General features: G+C 67.6%; 26 protein-coding genes. 10 read left to right on the forward strand and 16 right to left on the reverse strand.

What is annotated here, in order from left to right; genetic code table 11:
- Window positions 1-202: 202 nt before the first annotated feature.
- From A5781_RS19940 to ychF, 7 genes are all read right to left on the reverse strand, one after another.
- Window positions 203-565, reverse strand: coding sequence for a hypothetical protein (locus A5781_RS19940; RefSeq protein WP_067210502.1), 363 nt, complete (start codon window positions 563-565; stop codon window positions 203-205).
- Window positions 566-735: 170 nt separating this feature from the next.
- Window positions 736-1,407, reverse strand: coding sequence for a DUF998 domain-containing protein (locus A5781_RS25245; protein ID WP_082939446.1), 672 nt, complete (start codon window positions 1,405-1,407; stop codon window positions 736-738).
- A 105-nt stretch (window positions 1,408-1,512) separates the two neighbouring features.
- Window positions 1,513-1,911, reverse strand: a complete 399-nt coding sequence (locus tag A5781_RS19950) for a VOC family protein (protein ID WP_067210508.1) — start codon at window positions 1,909-1,911, stop codon at window positions 1,513-1,515.
- A 106-nt stretch (window positions 1,912-2,017) separates the two neighbouring features.
- Window positions 2,018-2,395, reverse strand: coding sequence for a hypothetical protein (locus A5781_RS25250; RefSeq protein WP_197503994.1), 378 nt, complete (start codon window positions 2,393-2,395; stop codon window positions 2,018-2,020).
- Between the two features lie 32 nt (window positions 2,396-2,427).
- Window positions 2,428-2,934 (reverse strand): SRPBCC family protein, encoded by a 507-nt coding sequence (locus A5781_RS19955; RefSeq protein ID WP_067210511.1) that lies wholly within the window; start codon window positions 2,932-2,934, stop codon window positions 2,428-2,430.
- A 102-nt stretch (window positions 2,935-3,036) separates the two neighbouring features.
- Window positions 3,037-3,681 carry a class I SAM-dependent methyltransferase gene (locus tag A5781_RS25255; RefSeq protein WP_082939447.1) on the reverse strand — a complete coding sequence of 215 codons (645 nt, stop codon included), beginning with the start codon at window positions 3,679-3,681 and terminating at the stop codon, window positions 3,037-3,039.
- Between the two features lie 79 nt (window positions 3,682-3,760).
- On the reverse strand, window positions 3,761-4,834 hold the full coding sequence (ychF, locus tag A5781_RS19970) for a redox-regulated ATPase YchF (RefSeq protein ID WP_067210522.1): 1,074 nt from the start codon (window positions 4,832-4,834) through the stop codon (window positions 3,761-3,763).
- Window positions 4,835-4,965: 131 nt separating this feature from the next.
- Between ychF and A5781_RS19975 the strand changes: the two genes are divergently transcribed.
- On the forward strand, window positions 4,966-6,132 hold the full coding sequence (locus A5781_RS19975; protein WP_197503995.1) for a DUF6542 domain-containing protein: 1,167 nt from the start codon (window positions 4,966-4,968) through the stop codon (window positions 6,130-6,132).
- A 22-nt stretch (window positions 6,133-6,154) separates the two neighbouring features.
- Here the strand turns inward: A5781_RS19975 and A5781_RS19980 are convergent, their stop codons facing one another.
- Window positions 6,155-7,153, reverse strand: a complete 999-nt coding sequence (locus A5781_RS19980) for a 4-hydroxy-3-methylbut-2-enyl diphosphate reductase (RefSeq protein WP_067210529.1) — start codon at window positions 7,151-7,153, stop codon at window positions 6,155-6,157.
- A gap of 89 nt (window positions 7,154-7,242) precedes the next feature.
- On the opposite strand from A5781_RS19980, the gene A5781_RS19985 reads away from it, so the two are divergent.
- From A5781_RS19985 to A5781_RS20005, 5 genes are all read left to right on the forward strand, one after another.
- Complete coding sequence (locus A5781_RS19985) at window positions 7,243-7,830, forward strand: lipid droplet-associated protein (RefSeq protein WP_067210532.1); 588 nt, start codon at window positions 7,243-7,245, stop codon at window positions 7,828-7,830.
- A complete protein-coding gene (xseA, locus tag A5781_RS19990) occupies window positions 7,827-9,077 on the forward strand; it encodes an exodeoxyribonuclease VII large subunit (protein WP_067210535.1) in 1,251 nt (416 codons plus the stop codon). The genes A5781_RS19985 and xseA overlap by 4 nt, the downstream gene beginning before the upstream one ends.
- Window positions 9,067-9,303 carry an exodeoxyribonuclease VII small subunit gene (locus A5781_RS19995; RefSeq protein WP_067210539.1) on the forward strand — a complete coding sequence of 79 codons (237 nt, stop codon included), beginning with the start codon at window positions 9,067-9,069 and terminating at the stop codon, window positions 9,301-9,303. Before xseA ends, A5781_RS19995 begins: the two co-directional genes overlap by 11 nt.
- A 61-nt stretch (window positions 9,304-9,364) precedes the next feature.
- Window positions 9,365-10,465 (forward strand): NAD-dependent epimerase/dehydratase family protein, encoded by a 1,101-nt coding sequence (locus tag A5781_RS20000; protein WP_067210542.1) that lies wholly within the window; start codon window positions 9,365-9,367, stop codon window positions 10,463-10,465.
- Window positions 10,466-10,521: 56 nt separating this feature from the next.
- Window positions 10,522-10,884: a VOC family protein gene (locus tag A5781_RS20005; protein WP_067210545.1), complete on the forward strand. Its 363-nt coding sequence runs from the start codon at window positions 10,522-10,524 to the stop codon at window positions 10,882-10,884.
- A gap of 17 nt (window positions 10,885-10,901) precedes the next feature.
- Here the strand turns inward: A5781_RS20005 and A5781_RS20010 are convergent, their stop codons facing one another.
- The 3 genes from A5781_RS20010 to A5781_RS20020 are packed head-to-tail and all read right to left on the reverse strand — an operon-like array spanning window position 10,902 to window position 13,968.
- Window positions 10,902-12,443, reverse strand: a complete 1,542-nt coding sequence (locus A5781_RS20010; protein ID WP_067210549.1) for a carboxylesterase/lipase family protein — start codon at window positions 12,441-12,443, stop codon at window positions 10,902-10,904.
- 15 nt (window positions 12,444-12,458) lie between these two features.
- The gene (locus A5781_RS20015; protein ID WP_067210552.1) at window positions 12,459-13,256 is read right to left on the reverse strand and encodes a dienelactone hydrolase family protein; all 798 of its coding nucleotides are present in this window, start codon (window positions 13,254-13,256) and stop codon (window positions 12,459-12,461) included.
- A 13-nt stretch (window positions 13,257-13,269) separates the two neighbouring features.
- The gene (locus A5781_RS20020) at window positions 13,270-13,968 is read right to left on the reverse strand and encodes a DUF4245 domain-containing protein (RefSeq protein ID WP_067210556.1); all 699 of its coding nucleotides are present in this window, start codon (window positions 13,966-13,968) and stop codon (window positions 13,270-13,272) included.
- A gap of 55 nt (window positions 13,969-14,023) precedes the next feature.
- Here A5781_RS20020 and glpX point away from each other — a divergent pair, with 55 nt between their 5' ends.
- The 3 genes from glpX to A5781_RS20035 are packed head-to-tail and all read left to right on the forward strand — an operon-like array spanning window position 14,024 to window position 17,441.
- On the forward strand, window positions 14,024-15,076 hold the full coding sequence (gene glpX / locus A5781_RS20025; RefSeq protein WP_156622448.1) for a class II fructose-bisphosphatase: 1,053 nt from the start codon (window positions 14,024-14,026) through the stop codon (window positions 15,074-15,076).
- Window positions 15,077-15,101: 25 nt separating this feature from the next.
- Window positions 15,102-16,514: a class II fumarate hydratase gene (locus A5781_RS20030; RefSeq protein WP_067210559.1), complete on the forward strand. Its 1,413-nt coding sequence runs from the start codon at window positions 15,102-15,104 to the stop codon at window positions 16,512-16,514.
- A gap of 15 nt (window positions 16,515-16,529) precedes the next feature.
- Window positions 16,530-17,441 carry a hypothetical protein gene (locus A5781_RS20035; RefSeq protein WP_067210562.1) on the forward strand — a complete coding sequence of 304 codons (912 nt, stop codon included), beginning with the start codon at window positions 16,530-16,532 and terminating at the stop codon, window positions 17,439-17,441.
- Between the two features lie 10 nt (window positions 17,442-17,451).
- On the opposite strand, the gene A5781_RS20040 is transcribed toward A5781_RS20035, so the two are convergent.
- The 5 genes from A5781_RS20040 to glyA all read right to left on the reverse strand — a co-directional run bounded on the left by A5781_RS20040 (window position 17,452) and on the right by glyA (window position 23,622).
- On the reverse strand, window positions 17,452-18,906 hold the full coding sequence (locus A5781_RS20040) for an adenylate/guanylate cyclase domain-containing protein (RefSeq protein WP_082939449.1): 1,455 nt from the start codon (window positions 18,904-18,906) through the stop codon (window positions 17,452-17,454).
- Window positions 18,907-18,991: 85 nt separating this feature from the next.
- Complete coding sequence (locus tag A5781_RS20045; protein ID WP_067210566.1) at window positions 18,992-19,867, reverse strand: polysaccharide deacetylase family protein; 876 nt, start codon at window positions 19,865-19,867, stop codon at window positions 18,992-18,994.
- Between the two features lie 41 nt (window positions 19,868-19,908).
- Window positions 19,909-21,210, reverse strand: coding sequence for a PhoH family protein (locus A5781_RS20050; protein WP_067210569.1), 1,302 nt, complete (start codon window positions 21,208-21,210; stop codon window positions 19,909-19,911).
- 217 nt (window positions 21,211-21,427) lie between these two features.
- Complete coding sequence (locus A5781_RS20055) at window positions 21,428-22,255, reverse strand: acyl-ACP desaturase (RefSeq protein WP_067210619.1); 828 nt, start codon at window positions 22,253-22,255, stop codon at window positions 21,428-21,430.
- A gap of 86 nt (window positions 22,256-22,341) precedes the next feature.
- Window positions 22,342-23,622: a serine hydroxymethyltransferase gene (gene glyA, locus A5781_RS20060; RefSeq protein ID WP_067210572.1), complete on the reverse strand. Its 1,281-nt coding sequence runs from the start codon at window positions 23,620-23,622 to the stop codon at window positions 22,342-22,344.
- Window positions 23,623-23,735: 113 nt separating this feature from the next.
- Here glyA and coaA point away from each other — a divergent pair, with 113 nt between their 5' ends.
- The gene (gene coaA / locus A5781_RS20065; RefSeq protein ID WP_067210576.1) at window positions 23,736-24,674 is read left to right on the forward strand and encodes a type I pantothenate kinase; all 939 of its coding nucleotides are present in this window, start codon (window positions 23,736-23,738) and stop codon (window positions 24,672-24,674) included.
- Window positions 24,675-24,697: the final 23 nt, after the last annotated feature.

Genomic DNA, 24,697 nt, shown 5'->3' on the forward strand with positions numbered 1-24,697 from the left:
CAATATAGGGCGTTCCGGATACCTGATTGATCAATGACATCAATGTTGCAAGTACTACCATGGCCGGGGACGCTAGCAATAGCGGTTATTAATCGCCAAAATTTGTGGCGCACGTCATTCGTAAACCGCACAATGGCCTTCGCCGCACTACAGCAAACCCGGCCCCGCCGTAGATGCCGCTGTCAGCAAACGGTGCGGCAGGTCAGTCGGGGTAGTCGGGCCCGCGTTTGGTGTCCGCAATTTCGCGGTCGATGTCGGCCTGCTCTCGCCGGGCCGTGTCATTCCTGCGCCTCGTTTGTTCGTCCACGCGCCCGAGCCGGTCGCGCTCACGCTGTTCGGACGTGCCCTCGCGTTCGTCCGCGCGGCGCTCCCGTTCGTCCGCTACTCGCTCGCGCTCGTCGGCGATTTGATCCCGCTGGTCGGCAAGACGATCTCGTCTGCCGGCCATCCACTCGCGCCTCCCGACTTCGGCCTCGCGATCCACGATCCCCTTCTCGCGCTCGTCAAGCGTCTCGGCCGGGCGTTCGGGCTCCTCGGGCGTGTCAGGGCAGTCCTCAGCGACCACGACGAGAGTTTACGCCGCGACGGCCGCGTACAAGTGCCTGCGCGCCCTGAGGCGCGACGCGTCCGCGCGGGTCATGAACCAATTCGTACTGGGTAACCCGCGATTTCACAGACAGCAGCGTGCCGGTCCATCGGCCCGCCGCCGTATCGGTGGCGTCCGGCGAGGGTTCGTCACTGACAGAGGCCGCGAAGCGATAAGGAGCTCAGCCATCCGAGCCCGATTGCGATCGAGATGCGCTGGAAGAGCCCGCTTTTGCCGCCAAGGCGGGATCGGCCCCTGATCGCGGCACCCAAGAGCAGCAAGCTGCCCGCCATCACCGTGCTCGATCCTGCCGAGGCGCAGGCCCACCGGTAATCGCCGCTGCGCACGGCTGTGGCCGCGCTGGCCAGGCCAGCGACGGGTATGCCCGCAAAGACCGGGATCCCGCAGAGGTCGTGGATCTGCCCCGCACGAGTGGGCCGGGCCGGAGCGGCACCCCGGTTCTTCACGTCGGGACGCTCGCCGAGAAGGTCACCAACGTAATCGGTGACGAAGACGCCCGACCCAATCAGCCCAATGCCCGCTCCTGCGACGAGCGCCGGAACGGCACGGGGTCCGATGCGCCGCCGATCGCAGTGTGCGAGACCCGCAGCCGCACATGAATACAGAACACCAGCAAGGATGAAATTGATGCGCTGGTACCAACCTTGACGACCGACCGCAAGCGAACTGACCGGGTAGCGCCGCCAATCGTAGCCGCAACGCGCGGCTCCAATCACGGTGAAAGCAGTGACGAAGAGCGGCCCGGCCAGGACGCCGCAGAGGAGCTGAGCAGAATGCGCGCGTGGTAACCCGGCTGACACCTGCCTAGGCTACTCAAACGTTCAGTCTTCATTGCCACCGGCGGCTACGCCGTGCCCCTTGCAGCTCTCTCGGTACGTGTCCTGCCAAAACCCCTTGTGCGACAGTTACATTCCAAACTTGGCGCGGGCCTCGTCCGTCACCGGGGTGAACAGGTTGACCAGATTCCCATCGGGATCCCGCAGCAGCAACGCGCGATTGCCCCACGGCATCGTGGTCGGCGTTGTCACGACCGCCCCGACGCGCTCATGCAGCCGCTCATATTCCGCGTCGACGTCGTCGACCATGAACTCCACGATCGCACTGCGGTTGGCGGCCGGCTCGGCCGATCCGGCCGCAAACAGCGGCACGGTCTTGTCGCTGCCGATGGCCAGCGTGCCAACCGGCGTCGGAATTTCGGCGAAAAGCTCGTTGCCCCATACCGCGGGGGCCTCGGTGACCGTCTCGTAGAAATCGACAAGCCGCTTGACGTCGGCGGTGATGATGCGGGTGGAAACGAACTTCATGGAGCCCTCCTGGCAGCCGTGGCGGTGCAAGCTGGTGCGACGAGGGCATATTAAGGAACCCCGCCGACAAGATGGCCGCCTCAAAGGCGAACTACAGCACGTTCCCTCAGGCAGAGGTCCAGATTCCGTTGTTCCAGAACCCCCAATTGCCCGCGCCCGTTGGATTCCACATCAGCTGAGCCCCCGGCGCCCATGCCGGCTGGGGTGGCGGCGGAGGCGCCCACGCGGGCGGCGGCCCCCAGGGTCCGGCACCCGCCGGGTAACTCTGTCCCGCCGGACCTTGCCAGTCGTGGCAATGATTCCAGTCCCAGTTGTAGACCTTGCCCCAGCTCGGGTCCCACGGATTGCCCGGGCACCAATGCGAGGTCGGCCCGGCCTGAGCGAGGCCGCCCGCCAGCCCTAACGCGGACAACGCCAATCCACCACCCACCAGCACACCCGTCCACCACCGGCCCCACGGCCCCGCTTGTTTGACAGTCGCCATCGATCAAGCATCGTCGAGCGCCGACTTAACCGCTAGACGTTGAAGCGGAACTCCACAACCTCTTGATCGGCCCGACGCCCGGTCAGGTAGGCCGCGAGATTGGCCAACGACGATCGAAGACCGTCGAGGTGATCGTCCACCGAAATGCCCGGTGGGACGTCATCGGCCCGGATGTCGACACGGGTGCTGTCGGCGCTCACCGCGGTAACCGCCCAGGTCATGGTCATCGTTCCCGCGAACGACGGGTCATCGGATTCGAAGTCGACGGCCTGCACGACCCGATCGTCGGGCACGATCTCGACGAACCGGGCATCCACGACATCGGAGTCGCCGCTTGACTTGCCACCCGACTCGGGCGGCTCGGCGTAGGTCAACCTCATCCGGTAGGACCCTCCGGGGCGGGCGTCGAAATGTTCGAACTTTCCGGACATTCCTTGCGGCGGAAGCCATTCGACGAGCGCCTGCGGTTCCACGAACGCGGCGTAAACCCGACTCAGCGGAGCGGCAATCATCAACGAGGCGGTGTCCGTTCGTCCCATAACTCGAGTGTTCCCGTTAGACGTTGAAGCGGAACTCCACCGAGTTACGTCACCGATGGACATCTCGGCGCTGTGCAAGTAGTGCACTCGGGAGTCGCCACGTCAGCCCGGCAACTCGCACACCAGAAGATGGAAGGCAAGTCGGCCATCACCGACGCGCCTGTCCTCAATCTGATCAAAACCCGCCGCGCGGATAACCGGCACGAGTTCGTCGATGGGGCGCAACCGGAATCCATGGCGAGTGAAGGGCATTTTGGACATCTGATCCGGATCACCAACTCCGAGTACCAGTCGTCCGCCCGGCCGCAGCACTCTTGCTAGCTCTCTCAGAGCTGCGGCGAGATCGGGCACGAAATAGATCGTGTTCGTCGAGATGATCGCGTCCAGTGCGGAATCTTCGAGAGGCAGACTCTCCATCCGACCGGAATACAGACGTAACCGCCCGCGAGCGATGTGGTCAGAGAACCGGCGTTTCGCTTCAGCGAGCATCGTTTCCGACATCTCGACGCCGTGAACAACCGCGACGTCGCGATCGAGCAAAATGTCGAGTCCGACGCCTCCTCCAAATCCGATGTCGGCGACTTCGGCCGCTGGCCCGCCCCCCGTCGCGGCGACCGCAGCGACGACAACCGACCGATTGCCACGGCTGAGGAGGCGTCCGACAACCCGGCCTGCGAACCCGGTTGGTTCACCGAGCTGGCGAGCCAGCGCGGTGAGCGCACGTTCGGCAAGCGGCATGCCGATCATTAGACCAGCTGCCGCAACCCGTGTCGCCGAATCTCGATTCCGTGCGATGCCTGCTTGCTCACGTTGAACGGGCACTCGACTACACGTTGAAGCGGAACTCCACCACGTCGCCGTCGGCCATCACGTAGTCCTTGCCTTCCATCCTGACCTTGCCCGCCGCCTTGGCCGCGGCCATTGAACCGGCGGCGATCAGGTCGTCATAGGACACGATCTCGGCCTTGATGAAGCCCTTCTCGAAATCGGTGTGGATCACCCCGGCGGCCTTCGGCGCGGTGTCGCCTTGATGAATCACCCACGCGCGCGCCTCTTTTGGGCCGGCCGTCAGAAATGTCTGCAGCTTGAGGGTGTGGAAACCCGCGCGGGCCAGCGCGTCGAGTCCGCGTTCGCTTTGCCCGATCGACTCCAGCAGTTCGGCCGCTGACTCGTCGTCGAGTTCGTTCAGCTCCGCTTCGATGGCCGCGTCCAGGAACACCGCGTCGGCGGGGGCGACCAGTTGACGCAGCTCGGCGATCCGCGCCGCGTCGGTCAGAACGGCCTCATCGGCGTTGAAGACGTAGAGAAACGGCTTGGTGGTCAACAGGTTCAGCTCCCGCAGCAGGGTCGCATCCACCCCGGCGCCGAACAGCGTCTTCCCGCCGTTGAGCGTCTCCTGGGCCGCGGCCGCGGCGTCGTATACCGGCCTGCGGTCCTTGTTGGTGCGGGCTTCCTTCTCCAGCCGCGGCAGAGCGCGTTCCAGGGTCTGCAGGTCGGCCAGGATCAACTCCGTCTCGACCACCTCGATGTCCGATCGGGGATCCACCTCACCGGCCACATGGGTCACATCGTCATCGGAGAACACCCGGACCACCTGGCAGATGGCGTCGCATTCGCGGATGTGGGCCAGGAACTTGTTGCCGAGCCCCGCCCCCTCGGACGCGCCCTTCACCAGGCCGGCGATGTCGACGAAGGTCACCGGCGCCGGCACGATGCGCTGGGATGCGAACAAGTCGGCCAGCTTGTCCAGGCGCGGATCGGGCAGCGGAACGACACCCTCGTTCGGTTCGATCGTCGCGAACGGATAGTTGGCCGCCAGTACGTCGTTGCGGGTCAGCGCGTTGAACAGAGTCGACTTACCGACGTTGGGCAGACCAACGATTCCCAGGCTCAGGCTCACAGGGACCCAAGTCTAGGGGTCGCCGGCGGCGCCGGCTGCTGTGGACCATTCGTGCGCGATCGGCATGGCACGCCCGGGATCCCTACGAGGTATTTACGGGGCTTTCGCCCCTTTCCCGGTACGGTCTACATGTGTCAGGACAGCGGGCAAAATCGAAGGTGGAGGCCTCCCACCGCTCGATCCACCCAGATATCCCAGGTGTGCCGTGGTACGCCGCCCTGCTTCTCGCCGTCACCGCTACCGCCATCGGTTACGGAATTGACGCCGGCCAGAAGGAGCTGACCCATGTCTTCGCCGGCTTCTATATAGCCGGCTGCGTGGCGGCGGTGCTGGCAGTGCGCCAGGACGGACTGTTCACCGCGATGATCCAGCCTCCGCTGATACTTTTCTTCGCGGTACCCGGCGCCTACTGGTTGTTCCACGACGCCAAGGTTGGCCACCTCAAAGACTTGTTGATCAACTGCGGCTATCCACTCATCGAGCGCTTCCCGCTGATGCTGGGAACCGCCGGCGTGGTGCTGCTGATCGGGTTCGCCAGGTGGTACTTCGGGATGTCGCATGGGATGACCGCGACGCCGAAGAGCTCCGACGACGCGGAGTCCGCCGATGGCAAGTCCGTCGTCGGCGGCATTGTCGCCAAACTGCGCGCGATCGTGCGCCCGGAATCCGACGGGGACGCTGCCGACGAGGCAACTCCGGCCAAGGCGCGGCGCACCCGCGGGGCCAGTTCCGCGTCGCGGGCCCGCCGGACGGCGCGCAGCGATCGAACCGCCACCCGCTCCGCCCGTACCGGTTCCCGCCGTACCCGGGAAGCGCTGGACGACGCGGGCGAGCCGGGCGAGCGGCGCTCGTCCCGGAGAGGCTCGACGACGGCCCGGGACTACGACGCCGCGGAACCGCCCCGCCGGTCACGGCGCCGCCCGAGGCCAGATGCCGATCCGGACGCGCGCGGCCAGTCGCCCCGGGAAGGCCGTGGGGAGCCGCGCAGCCGCCGCAGCCCCTACGAGCGGCCCGAGCCGCGGAGCAGCCGTTTCGACGGGTACGACCAGTACGACCCACCCGGGGCCCCGGAGCTGTTCGGCGGCTACGACACTTACGACCGCTATGGGGCCGCCTCCGAGCCGAGGCGCCGCCGCCCCGCCCCGAACGGCAACAACGGGACGCATCACCCCATCTCGCAGGTTCGCTATCGAGGGGGCGGCGCACCCGACCAGCCCGCGGCCGAGCGGCGGAACCGCTCACGGACCTATGGCCGGCCGCGGCGACCGCCCACGGAATCCTGGGAATACGACGGCTGAGCGCCATCCGGCGCCCGACGGGTCAGAGCAGTGACCGGATCTCGCGCGGCAGCGCAAACACCAGGGTTTCTTGTGCCGTGGTGACCGGTTGCACCACGTCGTAGCCGTAATCGGCGAGCCGCTCCAACACGCCGCGCACCAATACCTCGGGGACGGACGCGCCGGAGGTCACGCCCACGGTGGTCACCCCTTCCAGCCACGCCGGCTGGATATCGTCGGCCCAGTCGACCAGGTGGGCGGCCGCGGCCCCGCCCCCCAGCGCCACCTCGACCAGCCGCACCGAGTTCGAGGAGTTCCGCGAACCGACGACGATCACCAGCTGGCACTCGGGAGCCATCGCCTTGACGGCGACCTGCCGGTTCTGCGTCGCGTAACAGATGTCGTCGCTGGGCGGATCCTGCAGCTTCGGGAAGCGCTGGCGCAGCCGGTCGACGATCTCCATGGTCTCGTCGACCGACAGCGTGGTCTGCGACAGCCAGACCAGCTTGTTCTCGTCCCGGACCGTCACGTTGTCCACGGCGGCGACCCCGTCGACCAGCTGCACGTGGTCGGGCGCCTCGCCGGCGGTCCCGATGACCTCCTCGTGGCCCTCGTGGCCGATGAGCAGGATGTCGTAGTCGTTGCGGGCGAAGCGCCTGGCCTCGTTGTGCACCTTGGTCACCAGCGGGCAGGTGGCGTCGATGGTGTGCAAGTTGCGTGCGGCTGCCGCGGCGTGCACGGTGGGCGCGACCCCGTGCGCGGAGAACACGACGATGGAACCCTCGGGGACCTCGTCGGTCTCCTCGACGAACACCGCACCGGCCTTTTCCAGGGTGGTGACCACGTGCCGGTTGTGCACGATCTCGTGACGCACGTACACCGGCGCGCCGTGCTTTTCCAGCGCGCGTTCGACCGTCTCGACGGCTCTATCCACGCCCGCGCAGTAACCACGCGGCTCGGCCAGAAGCACTCGCTTGCGGGCTGGATCGCTGGCTACCGAGCTGGACGCGCCGGGAATTCCCATGTCGACAGTCGGCGGCATGACACCCAGGGTACGTTCTGCGGACACGGGCTTGCCAGCTCGCGCCGGCCGGCTTGGACTTAGCCGTCGCTTAAGGCAATCTTGGACCCATGGCTACTGCACCGTATGGAGTTCGGCTACTGGTCGGCGCGGCGACAGTCGCCGTCGAGGAGACCATGAAGCTGCCGAAAACCATCCTGATGTACCCCATGACATTAGCCAGTCAGGCGGCGCACCTTGTAATGCGATTTCAGCAGAACCTCGCCGAACTGGCGATCAAGGGTGACAGCACCCTGGAGAACATCTTTCCGCCAAAGGATGAGCAGCCGGAATGGGCAACCTTCGACGAGGACCTGCCCGAAGAGGTCGAAGTGCCCGGCCCGGCCGAGGACGGTGTCGGCGAGGGCGATCGCCGAACCGAGGGCCGGTTCGCCCTGTACTCGCTCGCCGACGCCGCGTCCGATGCCGCCCCCTTGAAGCAGGGCAGGAAATCCCCGGACGCGCCGGCGGTTCCGCAACCGTCGGTGGTGACCGAGCTGGACTACGCGGCGCTGACGCTGGCGCAGCTGCGCGCCCGTCTACAATCGCTGAGCGTCGACGAACTCGAAGCCCTGCTGACATACGAGCAGGCCACCAAGGCCCGCGCGCCTTTTGAGACGCTGCTCGCCAACAGGATCACCCGCGCGAACGCGAAGTGACCCCGGCCGCACAATCCGAACCGAACTCCGCCGAGAACCCATTTCCGGTGCGCGCGGTGGCAATTCGGGTCGCCGGCTGGATCGACAAGCTCGGCACGGTATGGGTTGAGGGCCAGCTGGCCCAGATCAGCGCGCGGGCCGACTCCAAGACGGTGTTCATGGTGTTGCGCGACCCGGCCGCCGACATGTCGCTGACCGTGACCTGTTCACGCGACCTGGTGGCCAACGCGCCGGTGAAACTGACCGAGGGCACGCAGGTGGTGGTTTGCGGCAAGCCGTCGTTCTACACCGGTCGGGGCACTTTCTCGTTGCGGCTCAGCGAGATTCGCGCCGTCGGCGTGGGCGAGCTGCTGGCACGGATCGATCGGCTGCGCCGGCTGCTGGACGCCGAAGGGCTATTCGACCCCCGGCTCAAGCGGCCAATCCCCTTTCTGCCCAACATGATCGGCCTGATCACCGGCCGGGCCAGCGCAGCCGAACGCGACGTGACGACGGTGGCCACCGGCCGCTGGCCCGGGGCGCGTTTCGCCGTACGCAACACCGCGGTCCAGGGACCCAACGCGGTGGCGCAGATCGTCGAGGCACTATACGAACTCGACCGCCACGTCGAGGTCGACGTCATCGTGGTGGCCCGCGGCGGCGGTAGCGTCGAGGACCTGTTGCCGTTCTCCGACGAGACGCTGTGCCGCGCCATCGCCGCGTGCCGAACCCCGGTCATCAGCGCGGTCGGTCACGAACCCGACAATCCGCTGTGCGACCTGGTTGCCGACCTGCGCGCCGCCACCCCCACCGACGCGGCCAAGAAGGTCGTGCCCGACACCGCTGCCGAGCAGCGCCTGATCGATGATCTGCGCCGGCGAAGCGCGCAGGCGCTGCGCAACTGGGTCGCTCGCGAACAACGCGCGCTGGCCCAGGTCCGCAGCCGGCCGGTGCTCGCTGAACCGCTGACGGCCCTGACGGCGCGCGCCGACGAGATTCATCGCGCCCGGGCGGCGATTCGCCGCGACGTCACCCGTCTGGCCGCCGCGGAGACGGAGCGCATCGGCTATCTGAGCGCGCGACTGGCGACGCTGGGCCCGGCGGCCACGCTGGCCCGCGGCTATGCCGTGGTACAAGCCGTGCCTGACTCCGGGCCGCCGGTGGTGCTGCGGTCGGTTGCCGACGCGCCCGCCGGCAACCGGTTACGGGTGCGGGTGGCCGACGGCGCGATCGCCGCGGTGAGCGAAGGGCGGACCGATGGCCGGTGAAGACGAGCAGTCAATTACGCCTATTAGTAAGCTCGGCTATGAAGCGTGCCGGGATGAACTGATCGAAGTTGTCCGCCTGCTGGAGCAGGGAGGCCTGGACCTCGACGCGTCGCTGAAACTGTGGGAAAGGGGTGAGGAGCTCGCAAAACGGTGCGAGGAGCACTTAGCTGGAGCCCGCAAGCGGATCGAGGATGCGCTTGCGGCCGGCCAGGCGGACGACGCCTGATCTCGGCCATTTTGCGAAACACAAACCATGATCATTTTCGAAATTGGAACACGTTTCAGTTATGCTGCGGCCCATGGCTGATGCATCACTGACCACCGAACTCGGCCGCGTCCTCGTCACCGGCGGCTCCGGATTCGTCGGCGCCAACCTGGTCACCACCCTGCTGGACCGCGGCCACCACGTGCGCTCGTTCGACCGCGCGCCGTCGCCGCTTGCGCAGCACCCGCAACTGGAGGTGCTCGAGGGCGACATCACCGACACAGCGATCTGCGCCCAAGCGGTGGACGGGATCGACACCATCATCCACACCGCGGCGATCATCGATTTGATGGGTGGCGCGTCGGTGACCGACGCATACCGGCAGCGCAGCTTCGGGGTCAATGTCGGCGGTACCGAGAACCTGGTGCACGCCGGGCAGGCGGCGGGGGTGAAGCGATTCGTCTACACCTCGTCCAACAGCGTCGTGATGGGCGGCCAGAACATCCCTGGCGGCGACGAGACGCTCCCCTACACCAACCGGTTCAACGACCTATACACCGAGACGAAGGTCGTCGCCGAGCGGTTCGTGCTGTCGCAGAACGGCATTGGCGACATGCTGACCTGCGCGATTCGGCCCAGCGGGATCTGGGGCCGCGGCGATCAGACGATGTTCCGCAAGCTGTTCGAAAGCGTGATCGCCGGACACGTCAAGGTGCTGATCGGCCGCAAGTCGGCCCGACTGGATAACTCGTACGTGCACAACCTGATTCACGGTTTCATCCTGGCCGCCCAGCACCTGGTTCCAGGGGGCACCGCACCGGGTCAGGCGTACTTCATCAACGACGACGATCCGATCAACATGTTCGAGTTCGCGCGACCGGTGGTCGAGGCCTGCGGCGTGAACTGGCCCCGGGTACGGGTCAACGGCCCCATCGTCCGCGCGGCGATGACCGGTTGGCAGCGGCTGCATTTCCGCTTCGGCATACCGGCGCCGCTGCTCGAGCCGCTGGCCGTCGAGCGCCTCTATCTGGACAACTACTTCTCGATCGCCAAGGCGCGCCGCGACCTCGGCTATGAGCCCCCATTCACCACCGAGCAGGCGATGGCGGAATGCCTGTCCTATTACGTCGACATGTTCCATCGGATGAAATGCGAAGCACAGCAGGCTAAGTCGGCGGGATAGCAGCGCGATTCCCCATTGCGGTATCACCGGCCATACCAATGCGACAGACTGGACACATGACGCTCCTCGGCGCCGATCCCGTCCTAGCGGTGCATGACCTTGACCGTGCGGCGGAGTGGTTCACTCGAGTACTGAATTGCACGGTAACGGAGCCCGACCCGGGCAATTGGGCATTCTGCTCGGCCGGGTCGGTGACGTTCAGGCTCGGCCGTTGTCCGGAGTCGTTGCCGGCGTCGGACCTCGGGGACCACAGCTACATCGCGTATTTGACCGTAGCCGGCATCGACGAGTACTACAGGCGCGCTCTCGCTGAAGGAACCGACATCCTCAAGACCCCGACAATCGAACCCTGGGGCCGGCGCGAGATGGGTCTGCGATCGCCCGACGGACACCGGTTCATGCTCTCGGAGCCGCTGTAGCAGCGGCCTGGATAAGGCTACCGGAAACCCACCATCTCGCTGCCCCAGGCCGCGCGGATGCTCGCATCGACATCGTGCGCTGCGGTATCGCGCTTGTCGATGATCAGGCAGGCGCGATCGACCTCCCGGTAGGGCCTCCAGTCCGGCTCGCCGGCCGGGCCCGTCGGCTTCGACTGCGCAGCGAAGTTGATCCACCGGGTGCGCATTCTCTTGGAGACCGCCTTGGCGGTTTTGCTGCCGCCCAGTTTCAGCGTGGGATCCTTCGGCGCCCCGAGATTGCCCCAGACGTAAGGCAATTCGGTGGCGTGGGCGGCATTGACCAACAGCAGCTTCAGTAGTGGGGTCGCATAATCGAACCGGTACAGGTACACCGGTGCCACCCTGCTGTGTCCCTCGGCCAGCCAGACCGAGGGCATCCGGAACCCGACGTCCGTTGCGATGCTCAAACTCCTTGCCCTGCGCCGCAACCGCGAATACGTCGATCCGATCTGCTCGTCGGTCGGCAATTGCAGGTCGGGCTGTTCGGCGGCGATCTGGTCGAACATCGACGTGATCGCGCGAGGCGTGATCGGCATCAGCCGCGACCGCATCAACCGGAAGAGCGCCGCCTCGTGCTTGTTTGTCCCGATGATCAAGGGGACGGGAAGCGAGCGGCCCTCCTGCACGCGCTTGACCGGGTAGTCGTCCAGCAACTCGCCGTCGATGATCGGGACGAACGCCAGGAGGCCGGGATTACGCACGGGCACTTCGTCGAAGACCTCTTGGGACGCGGCAAGCAGCACCGCGGTGGGCACGTCGGGCAACCGTTCCGCGTCGACGTCAAGCCTGTCGAGGACGGTCTCGGCGACGCGCTCGGCCCTGCGCCGGTCGTATACCGATGTGGCCGGCGAACTCTGGGCGATCGCACGGGCGAACAGCCCCTCGGCCGACGGGCTGGCGAGCAGGGTCGTCACGATCCCCGCGCCGGCGGATTCGCCGAACAGCGTGACGTTGCGGGGATCGCCGCCGAACGCGGCGATGTTGTCACGCACCCAGCTCAGTGCCGCCAGCACGTCGCGCAGCCCGACGTTGGAGTCGAACCGCCGCCGCGCCGTGGAAAACGACGACAGGTCCATGAAACCGAGCGCTCCCACCCGGTAGTTGACGGTGACCACGATGACGTCGCCCTCGCCGGCCAGCCGGCGCCCGTCGTACAGCGCCTGGCTGCCCGATCCCAGGACGTACGCGCCCCCGTGAAGCCACACCATCACGGGCTTACCGTCACCCGGCTGCGTGGCTGACGACGCCCAGACGTTCAGCCGCAGGCAGTCTTCGCCCTGCGGCGCGCCCAGATCGAGCGGCATGTTGGGGAAGACCGGCTGCGGGCAGGCCGGCCCGTAGCGGGTGGCGTCGGCGACCTCGGTCCACCGCTCGGGAGGCTGCGGCGCCCGGAAGCGCAGCGCGCCGACGGGCGGGGCGGCATACCGGACGCCCTTCCACGAGCTGACGCGGCCGTCGTCGGCGCCGCGGACGGGGCCGAAGGTGGTTTCGACCACCCGGTCACTGGTCGTAGTCGTCATGCGTATGGAGCTTTCCTAACAAAGGCGCTGGGTGAGGAACTCGACTACCCGCTTGCGGGCCTCGTACGCCGGCTGGCCGTCGACTTCGCGGACCTCGTCGGTCAACACGGAGTGCGCCAGCTTGCCGAAACCGCCCACATTGCCCGGCCCTGAGTCGATCTCGATGACCTCGAACGCGTCACCGAGCCGCTCCTTGAGCACCGCGAACCGTTCGCGCGGCACGGCGCTGTCCTCGCTGAACCGCAGACCCATCGCGCACAGGCCGTCGTTGGCGCAGCGATCGGCCACGGTGGCCAGTTCGGATTCGCTCAGGCCGGGATCGCGGCGCCGCGCCCGCCCCAGCGGCAGCGGCACCGACGGCTGCGAAAGCACCGGGGCCAGCACGGCGTCGTCGACCGCGACGGCCAGCGCGAAGCCGCCGGTGAAGCATTGGCCGATCACGCCGACACCCTTGCCCGGGGTCGACGCGTTGAGGTCACGGGCCAGCGCGCGCAGGAACATCGACACCGGCCGCTGCTTGTTCGTCGCGAAGGCCGCGAATTCCTTTGCCACACACGCCCGGCTGATCGAGGAGGCGATGTAGCCGACCGTCTTGGGTTTGCCCGGCTCACCGAACAGCGACGGCATGGCGACGGTGAAGCCGTTGTCCACCAGGTGATTGCCCAAGGCCAGCACACCTGGATGGATCCCGGGTATCTCGGGAATCAGCACCACCCCCGGGCCGCTGCCCTTGCGGTAGACGTCATGGGTGTAGCCGCCTCCGCTGAACGGCGCCACCGACCATCCGGACAGATCTGCTTGGGGTGCAGTCACGCTCGGCCTTCCTTCAGCGCGCGGGTAACGGCGGCTGCGATTGCGTCGCCGAGGCCAGCGTACGGAACTGATCGGTGTTGCCGGCACCGGTTATCGCGATTTGGGTGGCCCCGGTCGGGCCGGTGAGCCGGGTCGTCCACACCGGCTCGGCGTCCGCCCCGCTCTGGCCGGCGCCGTTGTAGACCACCCAGTTGGTCCCGGCGACGTCGACCGTTCCGGCCGGATACGCCGACGAATGGATCGAGCCCACCAGCTTGTCCTCGTCGGCGTTGCTCTGGGTGAGGCTCAGATACATCCCGGTCGGGCTGATGTAGCCAACGACCGAGGTGGCCGCGTTCAGCCGCTGACCGGTCGAGGGATCGGTGCGCCCGCCCTGGATGCCGCCGCGGCTGCCGGAGTTGGCCTGCCAGCCGGCAGGCAGCTTGGGCAGCCGAATGGGGAAGCCGAGCGTCGTGGCATCGGCCCGCAGCGCCGACGGCGCGTCGTAGGACGGGACCGCGCCCTGGTGGTTGCCGGGCTGGAACGAGCACATGCCCACCAGGCCGGCCAGCAAGATGCACCCGATGACCAGCGGCATCAGTGACCAGAACATGTCGCGGCCGTCCTGCAGCAACCGCGGTTTGGCCGGCCTGGCAGCCGGTCCGGCCACCGGGGCCGGCTCGCCGGCCACCTGGGCCTCCGAGCTGGCATTCAGCGGCGGCTCTTCGGTCATCCCCCGAGTATCCCAGTTCCAGCAGACCGATCAGCTTCTGGGACAATCTCCAACCATGACAGTTGAGGGCAACCGCCCATCTGGACGGCCACGTGGTGAAGCCCCGGACCGCAACCTGGCCCTGGAACTGGTCCGGGTGACCGAGGCCGGCGCCATGGCCGCCGGCCGCTGGGTGGGCCGCGGCGACAAAGAGGGCGGCGACGGCGCGGCCGTCGACGCCATGCGCGAACTGGTCAACACGGTGTCGATGCGCGGCGTGGTGGTCATCGGCGAAGGCGAGAAGGACCACGCGCCGATGCTCTACAACGGCGAGGAGGTCGGCAACGGCGACGGCCCCGACTGCGACTTCGCGGTGGACCCGATCGACGGCACGACGCTGATGAGCAAGGGCATGCCCAACGCCATCTCGGTCCTGGCGGTCGCCGACCGCGGCGCGATGTTCGACCCGTCGGCGGTGTTCTACATGAACAAGATCGCCGTAGGACCCGAGGCCGCCAACGTGCTCGACATCACCGCCCCGATCGCCGAGAACATCAAGGCCGTCGCAAAGGTGAAAGCGCTGTCGGTCCGCGACATGACCGTGTGCATCCTGGACCGGCCCCGGCACGCCCAGCTGATCGAGGACGTCCGGCTGACCGGCGCCCGCATCCGGCTGATCACCGACGGCGACGTCGCCGGCGCCATCTCGGCCTGCCGGCCGCAGTCGGGCACCGACATGCTGGCCGGGATCGGCGGCACCCCCGAGGGCATCATCGCCGCCGCCGCGATCCGCTGCATGGGCGGCGCCATCCAGGCGCAGCTGGCGCCCAAGGACGACGAGGAACGCCAGAAGGCGATCGACGCCGGCCACGACGTCGATCGGGTGCTGACCACCGAGGACCTGGTGTCCGGTGAGAACGTCTTCTTCTGCGCCACCGGGGTCACCAACGGCGACCTGCTCAGCGGCGTGCAGTACTACCCCGGCGGCTGCACCACGCAGTCGATCGTGATGCGGTCGAAGTCGGGAACTGTCCGCATGATCGAGGCCTATCACCGGCTCTCGAAGCTCAACGAGTACTCCGCCATCGACTTCACCGGCGACAGCACTGCCGCGTATCCCCTGCCCTGACCGAAACCAGCGAGGACTACTACCTATGGCCGATAGCGCCACCGATACCGAATACCGCATCGAACACGACACCATGGGCGAGGTCCGGGTACCCGCAAAGGCGTTGTGGCGCGCGCAAACCCAGCGCGCCGTGGAGAACTTTCCCATCTCGGGCCGGGGCCTGGAGCGTACCCAGATCCGCGCGCTGGGCCTGCTGAAGGGCGCCTGCGCGCAGGTCAACAAGGACCTCGGATTGCTGGCACCGGAGAAGGCGGACGCCATCATCGCCGCGGCCGCCGAAATCGCCGACGGCCAACACGACGACCAGTTCCCCATCGACGTCTTCCAGACCGGCTCGGGCACCAGCTCCAACATGAACACCAACGAGGTGATCGCGAGCATCGCCGCGGCCAACGGTGTCACGGTGCACCCCAACGACGACGTGAACATGTCGCAGTCGTCCAACGACACCTTCCCGACCGCCACCCACATCGCGGCGACCGAGGCCGCGGTACGTCACCTGATCCCGGCGCTCGAGGTGTTGCACGAAGCGCTGGAGAGCAAGGCCCGCGAGTGGCACACGGTGGTCAAGTCGGGCCGCACCCACCTGATGGATGCGGTTCCGGTGACCCTCGGCCAGGAATTCAGCGGCTACGCCCGCCAGGTCGAGGCGGGAATCGAGCGGGTGCGCGCCACGCTGCCACGGCTGGGCGAGCTGGCGATCGGCGGGACCGCAGTCGGCACCGGCCTCAACGCCCCCGACGGCTTCGGCGCCCGGGTGGTCGAGACGTTGATCGCCTCCACCGGCCTGAACGAACTGCGCACGGCCGCCAACTCTTTCGAAGCTCAGGCCGCGCGCGACGGCCTGGTCGAGGCCTCCGGCGCGCTGCGCACCATCGCGGTGTCGCTGACCAAGATCGCCAACGACATCCGCTGGATGGGATCGGGCCCACTGACCGGCCTGGCGGAGATCCAGCTGCCGGACCTTCAGCCGGGCAGCTCGATCATGCCGGGCAAGGTGAATCCCGTTCTGCCGGAAGCGGTTACGCAGGTGGCCGCCCAGGTGATCGGCAATGACGCCGCGGTGGCCGTCGGCGGCTTGTCCGGCGCGTTCGAGCTCAACGTCTACATCCCGATGATGGCCCGCAACATCCTCGAGTCGTTCAAGCTGCTGACCAACGTGTCGAGGCTGTTCGCGGACCGATGCATCACCGGCCTGGTCGCCAACGTCGATCACCTTCGGGAGCTGGCCGAATCGTCGCCGTCGATCGTGACGCCGTTGAACTCGGCGATCGGCTACGAGGAGGCCGCCGCGGTGGCCAAGCAGGCCCTCAAGGAGCGCAAGACGATTCGCCAAACCGTGATCGACCGCGGTTTGATCGGCGAGAAGCTCTCCGAAGAAGAACTGGACCGCCGCCTGGATGTCTTGGCGATGGCCAAAGTCAAGCCGGCGAAGTAGGCGGGAGGTGCAGCGATGACGGCTCCTCCCGGCGGCCCCTACGGCCAGGGGCCTTACGGAAATCCGTATGGACAGCAACCCTATTGGGGCGGCCAGCCCCAGGGTGGCCCGCAACCGTACCCGCCGACCGGCCCCTACCAGTATCCGCCCCAGGCGTATCCGCAAGCGGGACAACAGTTCCCGCCGGGGCCGTACCCGCCCGGACCACCGCCCGGCGGCCCCGGCTCGAAGCTGCCCTGGCTGATCGTCGGTGGCCTCGTCATCCTGGCCGTCATCGCGCTGGTGGCCACCCTGGTCGTGATGCGCGGCGGCAGCCACGGCAGGTCGCCGGCCGCCGGGCCGTCGTCGACCAGCAGCACCACCAGCCAACCGAAGGGCCAGCAGACCGCCACCGACTGCACCCCGAACGTGTCCGGCGGTGAGATACCGAGGACCGACTCGATCGCCGCCGGCAAGCTCTCGTTCCCGGCCAGCTCGGTGCCGCCCAACTGGACGGTGTTCTCCGACGACCAGAACCCGAACCTGATCGGCGCCGTGGGCGTCGCCCAGGAAGTGCCCGGGGCGAGTCAATGGATGATGACGGCAGAGGTCGGCGTCAGCAACTTCGTCTCCAGCATGGACGTCGCCGCCCAGGCGTCGAAGTTGGTGCAGTGCATCGCCAACGGGCCCGGATACGCGAACGCGTCGCCCACGCTGGGACCGACGAAGACGTCGTCGATCACCGTCGACGGGACCAAGGCTGCCCGCGCCGACGCCGACGTCACGATCGCCGACCGCACCCGCAACGTGAAGGGCGACTCCGTCACCGTCATCGCCGTCGACACCAAGCCGGTCACCGTGTTCGTCGGCAGCACACCCATCGGTGACAGCGCTTCCGCGGACATCATCGGGCGGATGATCGCCGCGCTGAAGGTCGCGAAGTCCTGACGCGGCCCGACTAGGCCGGCGCCGAGACGTGGGTGGCTTCGGATCGCCCCCGCAGAACGGTGGAATAGCACTCGGCCCAATGCGTTGCCTCGATTTCGTCCGCCCGCTCGATGGCCGCCGCCGCGCACAGGATCCGCCGGTCGGCGGTCTTGGCAAGGTCCGCCAGCCGCGCGGCCTCGTTGACCGCGTCGCCGATCACCGTGTACTCGTAACGGTTTTCGGCGCCGATGTTGCCGGCGAAGACGCGGCCCGCCGAGACGCCGATGCCGAAATCGACCGGTAGCCGCCGCAGCTGGGTGCCCAGGGCGCGGGCGGTCGCAAGCGCGGCCGACGCCGGCTCGCTGGTCGGCAACGGCGCCCCGAAGACGGCAAGCGCGGCATCCCCGGCGAATTTGTTGATCAGCCCGTGGTGTTCGTCGACGGCATTGACGACGATGCGGAAGAAATCGTTGAGGATTTCGGCAACCTCTTGCGGGGGGCGGCTTTCCGCCAGCTGCGTCGAGCCCACCAGGTCGATGTAGAGGACCGCCGCCTCGACCACGTCCCCCGACAGCGATGCGCCCTCGTCGATGGCGCGCTGGGCGACGTCCGCCCCGACGTGGCGCCCGAATAGGTCGCGCAACCGGTCGCGCTCGCCCAGCCCGGCCACCATGCGATTGAAACCCGTTTGCAGACGTCCGATTTGCGAGCGCTCATAGGCTCCGACGTAGGTCCCGATGCGGCCGTGTTCGACCTCCGCCATGGCGTCGACCACCTCGCCGAGCGGATCGGAAATGGACCGTGACGTCAAGATCATGGTCGGCAGCCCGAGCACCAGTGCCGCCAGGGACACCACGAGGATCGGAACATCCAGCGACGCCGACTTCTCGATCAGCCACCCGTACGAGCGAAGGACGACCAGGGTTGCGATCACCCCGATGGGGAAGGCGCTGCACAAAAACCACAGCAGGACCAGTCGCGCGTACACGCCGGGCACTGCCAGCCGCGGCTCGCAGCCCAGCGTGGCGGCGCGCATGATGGGGCGCAGGACGCGCTGCGCCAGCAGCATCGCCGTGCCGGCGGCGGCGGGTCCGCCGAGCAGCACACCGAGCGCTATGGGCAGCAGCAGCTGCGCCCCGCCGCCCAGGTTCAGCAACATGAAGATTCCGCCGCTGACACCCCAGGCCCCGAACAGGATCACCGACTGGCGGCCGGGCAGCTTCATCGCGGCCTCGCGCTGCTCCTGGTTGGGTTCGGCCCCGGCCGCGTACCAGCGCAGCGTCGGGGCCGCGCTCACGATCGCGGCCGCCGCGACGCCGACGATGCCCAACAGAACGAGCACGACCACCGCCGTAGTGTTGGCCTGCGCGAAGTCGGCATTAGCCCCGACCGACGTGTGGCCGCGCAGTGGAACCAAGATGGCGGCCGCTTCGATGACGGCCAGAAAGTAGGACAGGGCGAGGTCGCCCCCGTATTGAATCGCCAACCGCCGGGCCGACTTTCGTTGACCCGCAGACGCTCGCGGCCGGCGATTCCGAAGCCGGGCGGTCGCGCGGGCCCACAAGCTCGTGCTAAGCACCGTTGTTCGGACCGCCCGAGTTCTGGCCCGGGATGTCGGTGATCGGGAAGTTGGGCATCGGCTTGGGCGAGGACGTGCTCGGCAGCGGCGGGATGTCACCGGGCGGGATGTCGTGGAGTTCGTTCACCGGCGGCCCGTTCTCGCGGCTGCCATAGCTGCTCCCCGGCGCCCGCGGGCCCAGCAGTTCGCTCACCGTCACCATCCGGTAGCCGTTGGCCTTGAGCACCGGGATGAACTGGTAGACCAGGTCGGCGGTGCTCGAGTAGGTGTCATGGAACAACACCACCGAACCCGGCTTGATGTACGTCATCAGCATGTACCGCGTGGCCGCCGTGTTCGAGTCGTTCGCCCAGTCGAAAGGAATGACATCCCAGAGGATTTCGGCGAGCCCGAACCGGCCCGCCGTCTGGCGCACGGCATCGTTGGACAGCCCGCCGGCGGGGCGATACAGGTTGGGGGTCCGGCCCGTGGCGGCGGCGATCGCGTCATTGGCCTTGGAAAACTGGGAGGCGATGTCTTCGGGAGGGATCGTGACCATGTTGGGGTGTTCCCAGGTGTGGTTGCCGATCTCCATCCCGGCGTCGGCGACCTGCTTGGCCCCCGCGGGGTTCGCGGCCACCTTGTTGCCGATCTCGAAGAACGTGGCCTTCGCGTCGTTGTCCTTCAGGATCTGCAGCAGCCGGCCGTCGAATGGGCTGGGTCCGTCGTCGAACGTCAGCGCGACACACTTGACCACCGAGCAACTGAGATTGTCGGCGCGCGTCACGTGACCGGTCAGACCGCCGATCACCAGCACCGCAACCGCCGCGACGACACCGACAACGGTGCGCCAGTAGCGCCAGGCTTGGCTGTCGGGTCTTTTCGGCACCGTCGAAGTTTATCGAACGCGTGGCCAGGCGAAATCCGCCGTCACTGCGGTCCGGCAATCTCCTCGAGCATCTCGGTGACCAGCGCGGCAATCGGCGACCGCTCGCTGCGCAACAGCGTGATGTGGGCGAACAGCGGGTGGCCTTTGAGCTTCTCGATCACCGCGGCGACCCCGTCGTGCCGGCCGACCCGCAGGTTGTCACGCTGTGCGATGTCGTGCGTCAGCACCACCCGCGACCCGGCTCCCAGCCTGGACAGCACCGTCAGCAAGACGTTGCGTTCCAGCGACTGGGCCTCGTCGACGATCACGAACGAGTCGTGCAGCGACCGGCCACGGATGTGGGTCAGCGGCAGCACCTCGAGCATGCCCCGGGAGAGCACCTCTTCGAGCACGGCCGGGCTGGCCAGTCCCTCGAGCGTGTCGAAGACCGCCTGCGCCCAGGGGCCCATCTTCTCGCTCTCGCTGCCGGGCAGGTAGCCCAGCTCCTGGCCGCCCACGGCGTACAGCGGCCGGAAGACCACCACCTTGCGCTGGGTCCGCCGTTCCAGCACGGCCTCCAGGCCCGCGCACAACGCCAGCGCCGACTTGCCGGTGCCGGCCTTGCCGCCCAGCGACACGATGCCCACCGACTCGTCGAGCAGCAGGTCGAGCGCCACCCGCTGTTCGGCGGACCGGCCGCGCAGGCCGAATGCCTCGCGGTCGCCGCGAACCAGCTGCACGCGTTTGTCCGCATTGACCCGGCCCAGCGCGTGCGAGCTGCCGCCGAGCAGCCGAATGCCGGTGTGGCAGGGCAGGTCTCGCGCTTCGGTCAGGTCGATCTCACCTTCGGCGAACAACGCGTCGATGTCCTCGGTGGCGGTCTCGATCTCACGCATCCCCGACCATCCGGAGGCCACCACGTCTTGCGCGTGATACTCGTCGGCGGCCAGCCCGACCGCGGCGGCCTTGACGCGAAGCGGAATGTCCTTGCTGACCAACGTCACTCGCTTGCCTTCGGCGGCGAGGTTGGCGGCGCAGCTCAAAATACGGCAGTCGTTGTTGTCGCTGCGGAAACCGGCGGGCAGCACCGCGGGGTCGGTGTGGTTGAGCTCGACGTGAAGCGTACCGCCTTGTGCCCCAACGGGAATGGGCTGATCGAGCCGGCCGTGCAGGAGCCGGAGATCGTCGAACAGGCGCAACGCCTGACGGGCGAACCACCCCAACTCGTGGTGATGCCGTTTGGCCTCCAGTTCGCTGATCACCACCAGCGGAACCACCACCTCGTGCTCGGCGAACCGGCTGCACGCCCAGGGGTCGGACAGCAGCACGGAGGTGTCGATCACGTAGGTCCGGATTTCGGTCACGTAGCGCTCCTCGAGCGGGATGAGCCCGCGCGGACCCGCACAGGCATGTCGGCGGGAACTGCGACACCAGGACCGGGGCCGGTCCTTCCGTTGTGGTGACGGGAGGTGCCGCCCTGGCAGCTGAGCATGACGCTGACCATCGAGATCGACGCTACTCTCGTCGCCGCTTTGGAGCAGCGCAGGCGCGCCGACGACGGGCGCCGCGCGCGAAGATCGGCTAGGCGATGACGAACTGCTTGAGGGCGGGCTCGTCGGCCACGCCCCATGCGGTGATGCGATCCGAGATCGCCTGCCGCAGCTGCTGTTGGTCGAAGATGCCCGCGTCTGCGACGTTGCGCAGCTTGTCCCGATAGGAGTCGATGTCGGCGCCGGGCACCTGCAGATCAGCCGCTCGGGCCGCGATGGCCGCGATCGTCTCGTCGCGGGTGTACTCGAGGCAGTGCTCGACCAGGTTGGAGAAGAAGAGTTCGTGCCGGCGCTCGTCGCGCGCGATCCGGTCGACGAGCCCGGCCAGGATGGGCTCCTCGAGCTTGGCCGCCAGGTTCTCGCAGAAGACGGCGTGGGTGCGCTCGGTGAGCGCCATGTATGCCAGGGTCTCCACCTGCGAGTAGGTGTCGGCGCGGTAGCCCTTCATGACGTACTGGACCCGCGCCTCCTCGTTGGCGGTCGGGTCGACCTCGCGGGTGACCACCAGGTACTCGCGCAGCGCGATGGCGTGCAGGTGCTCCTCCGCGGTCCACCGGCCCAGCCAGCGGCCCCACCAGTCTTCGAGGATGAAGTGCTCGACCAGCTCGCGGTGGTGGCCGGCCAGGTTGTCCTTGAGCAGCAGCAGGATCTCGCAGGCGTCCGTGAACTCCCGGGGCAGCGTCGCCTGGGACGGGTCCCAGTCACGTCCGCCGAGGAACGCGAAGTTCTCGCCCCGGTCGAACGGCACGTAGTCGTGAGCGAACCAGATTTCCTCGGTGTTCAGGTGCCGATCCATGTTGGCTTCGCACACGGGCTCGAGTTCCAGGGTCAGCGCGTTAGCGACAGGTTTCTGTGCCATGCGGTTACTGTAACTCGCGTACACAGGTTCGTGAAATCACCCGGCCCGTGTCGCGGCAACTGGTGACTTTGGTCCTTTCGCCGGGCCTAGCGGTCGACCAGCGTCCACTCCTCGAGACCCTCGTACAGCGGGAAATCCCTGGCCAGGCGTGTTACCCGCTGCCGCAGCGCGGACAGGTCCGCCCCGCTGCCCGCCGCCAGCGCGGTGGCGATGACGTCGGCAACCTCGGTGAACTCCGCGTCCCCGAAGCCGCGGGTCGCCAGCGCGGGCGTGCCCACCCGCAGGCCGGATGTCACCATCGGCGGGCGCGGGTCGTTGGGGACCGCGTTGCGGTTGACCGTGATTCCGATCTCGTGGAGCAGGTCCTCGGCGGCCTGGCCGTCCAGCGGTGAGTTGCGCAGGTCCACCAGCACCAGGTGGACGTCGGTGCCGCCGCTGACCACCGACACACCCGCTTTGGTGACGTCGGGGGCCGTCAACCGGTCGGCGATGATGCGGGCACCGGACAGGGTGCGCTGCTGCCGGTCGGCGAACTCGGGGGTGCCGGCGATCTTGAGCGCGACGGCCTTGCCGGCGATGACGTGCATGAGGGGTCCGCCCTGCTGGCCGGGGAACACCGCGGAGTTGACGGACTTGGCGTACTCCTGCTTGCCCAGGATCAGGCCGGAACGCGGGCCGCCGAGCGTCTTGTGCACGGTCGTGGACACCACGTCCGCGTGCGGCACCGGCGACGGGTGCAATCCCACGGCGACCAGGCCCGCGAAGTGCGCCATGTCCACCCACAGCTTGGCGTCGACCTCGTCGGCGATCGAGCGGAACGCCGCGAAGTCCAGAATCCGCGGGTAGGCCGACCAGCCGGCGATGATGACCTTGGGGCGGAACTCGAGGGCCTTGGCCCGCACCGCGTCCATGTCCACCAGGTGCGTCGTGGGATCCACACCGTAGAAGCCGGTTTCGTAGAGCTTGCCGGAGAAGTTGAGCTTCATCCCGTGCGTCAGGTGCCCGCCGTTGGCGAGGTCGAGGCCCAGCAGCCGCTCCCCCGGCGTCATCAGCGCCTGCAGCACGGCGGCGTTGGCCTGCGCACCCGAATGCGGCTGCACATTGGCAAAGTCTGCGCCGAAGAGCGCCTTCGCCCGGTCGCGGGCGATGTTCTCCACGACGTCGACGTACTCGCAGCCGCCGTAGTAGCGCCGGCCGGGCAGACCCTCGGCGTACTTGTTCGTCAGGACGCTGCCCTGGGCCTGCAGCACCGCGCGCGGCACGAAGTTCTCCGAGGCGATCATCTCCAGGGTGTCGCGCTGACGGCCCAGCTCTTTGCCGAGCAGCTCGGCGATGTCGGGGTCGACCTCGGCGAGTGCGGCGGACATGACGGACGTGGAGGGGCGGGCGTCGGGTGCAGCAGTCACGGCGCCAGTCTATCCAGCGACGGTTTAGCCAGCCCAGCCGTCGGGGGCGCGTCCGCCCCTGCAACACTTGCAGTATGCCGCGGCTTAGCGAGCCGAGCCCCTATGTGGAGTTCGACCGAAAGCAATGGCGTGCGCTTCGCATGTCGACGCCGCTGGCCCTCACCGAAGAGGAATTGGTTGGCCTGCGCGGTCTTGGTGAGCAGCTCGACCTACTCGAAGTGGAGGAGGTTTACCTGCCGCTGGCCCGGCTGATCCACCTTCAGGTCGCCGCGCGCCAGCGGTTGTTTGCCGCCACGGCCGAGTTCCTCGGCGAGCCGCAACAGAACCCCGACCGGCCGGTGCCGTTCGTGATCGGCGTGGCCGGCAGCGTCGCGGTCGGCAAATCGACCACGGCCCGCGTGCTGCAGGCCCTGCTGGCCCGCTGGGACCACCACCCCAGGGTGGACCTGGTGACCACCGACGGCTTCCTCTACCCGAACGCCGAACTCGATCGGCGAAACCTGATGCACCGCAAGGGTTTTCCAGAGAGCTACAACCGCCGGGCGCTGATGCGGTTCGTGACGTCGGTCAAATCCGGCAGCGACTACGCGTGCGCGCCGGTCTATTCGCACCTGAAATACGACATCATCCCCGGCGCCAAGCACGTCGTGCGCCATCCCGACATCTTGATCCTCGAGGGCCTCAACGTCCTGCAGACCGGTCCGACCCTGATGGTGTCGGACCTGTTCGACTTCTCGCTGTATGTGGACGCCCGCATCGAAGACATTGAGCAGTGGTACGTGTCGCGGTTCCTGTCGCTGCGCGGCACCGCCTTCGCCGACCCGGAGTCACACTTCCACCACTACTCGGCCCTCAACGACACCAAGGCCGTCGCCGCGGCGCGCGAGATCTGGCGGTCCATCAACCGGCCCAATCTGGTCGAGAACATCCTGCCGACCCGGCCCCGGGCCACCCTGGTCCTGCGCAAGGACGCCGACCACTCGATCAACCGGCTCCGGTTGCGCAAGCTTTAAACGGCGTCCAGGCAGCCGGTGTG

This window comes from Mycobacterium sp. 852002-30065_SCH5024008 (assembly GCF_001665645.1).
Classification (GTDB): Bacteria; Actinomycetota; Actinomycetes; order Mycobacteriales; family Mycobacteriaceae; genus Mycobacterium; species Mycobacterium paraffinicum.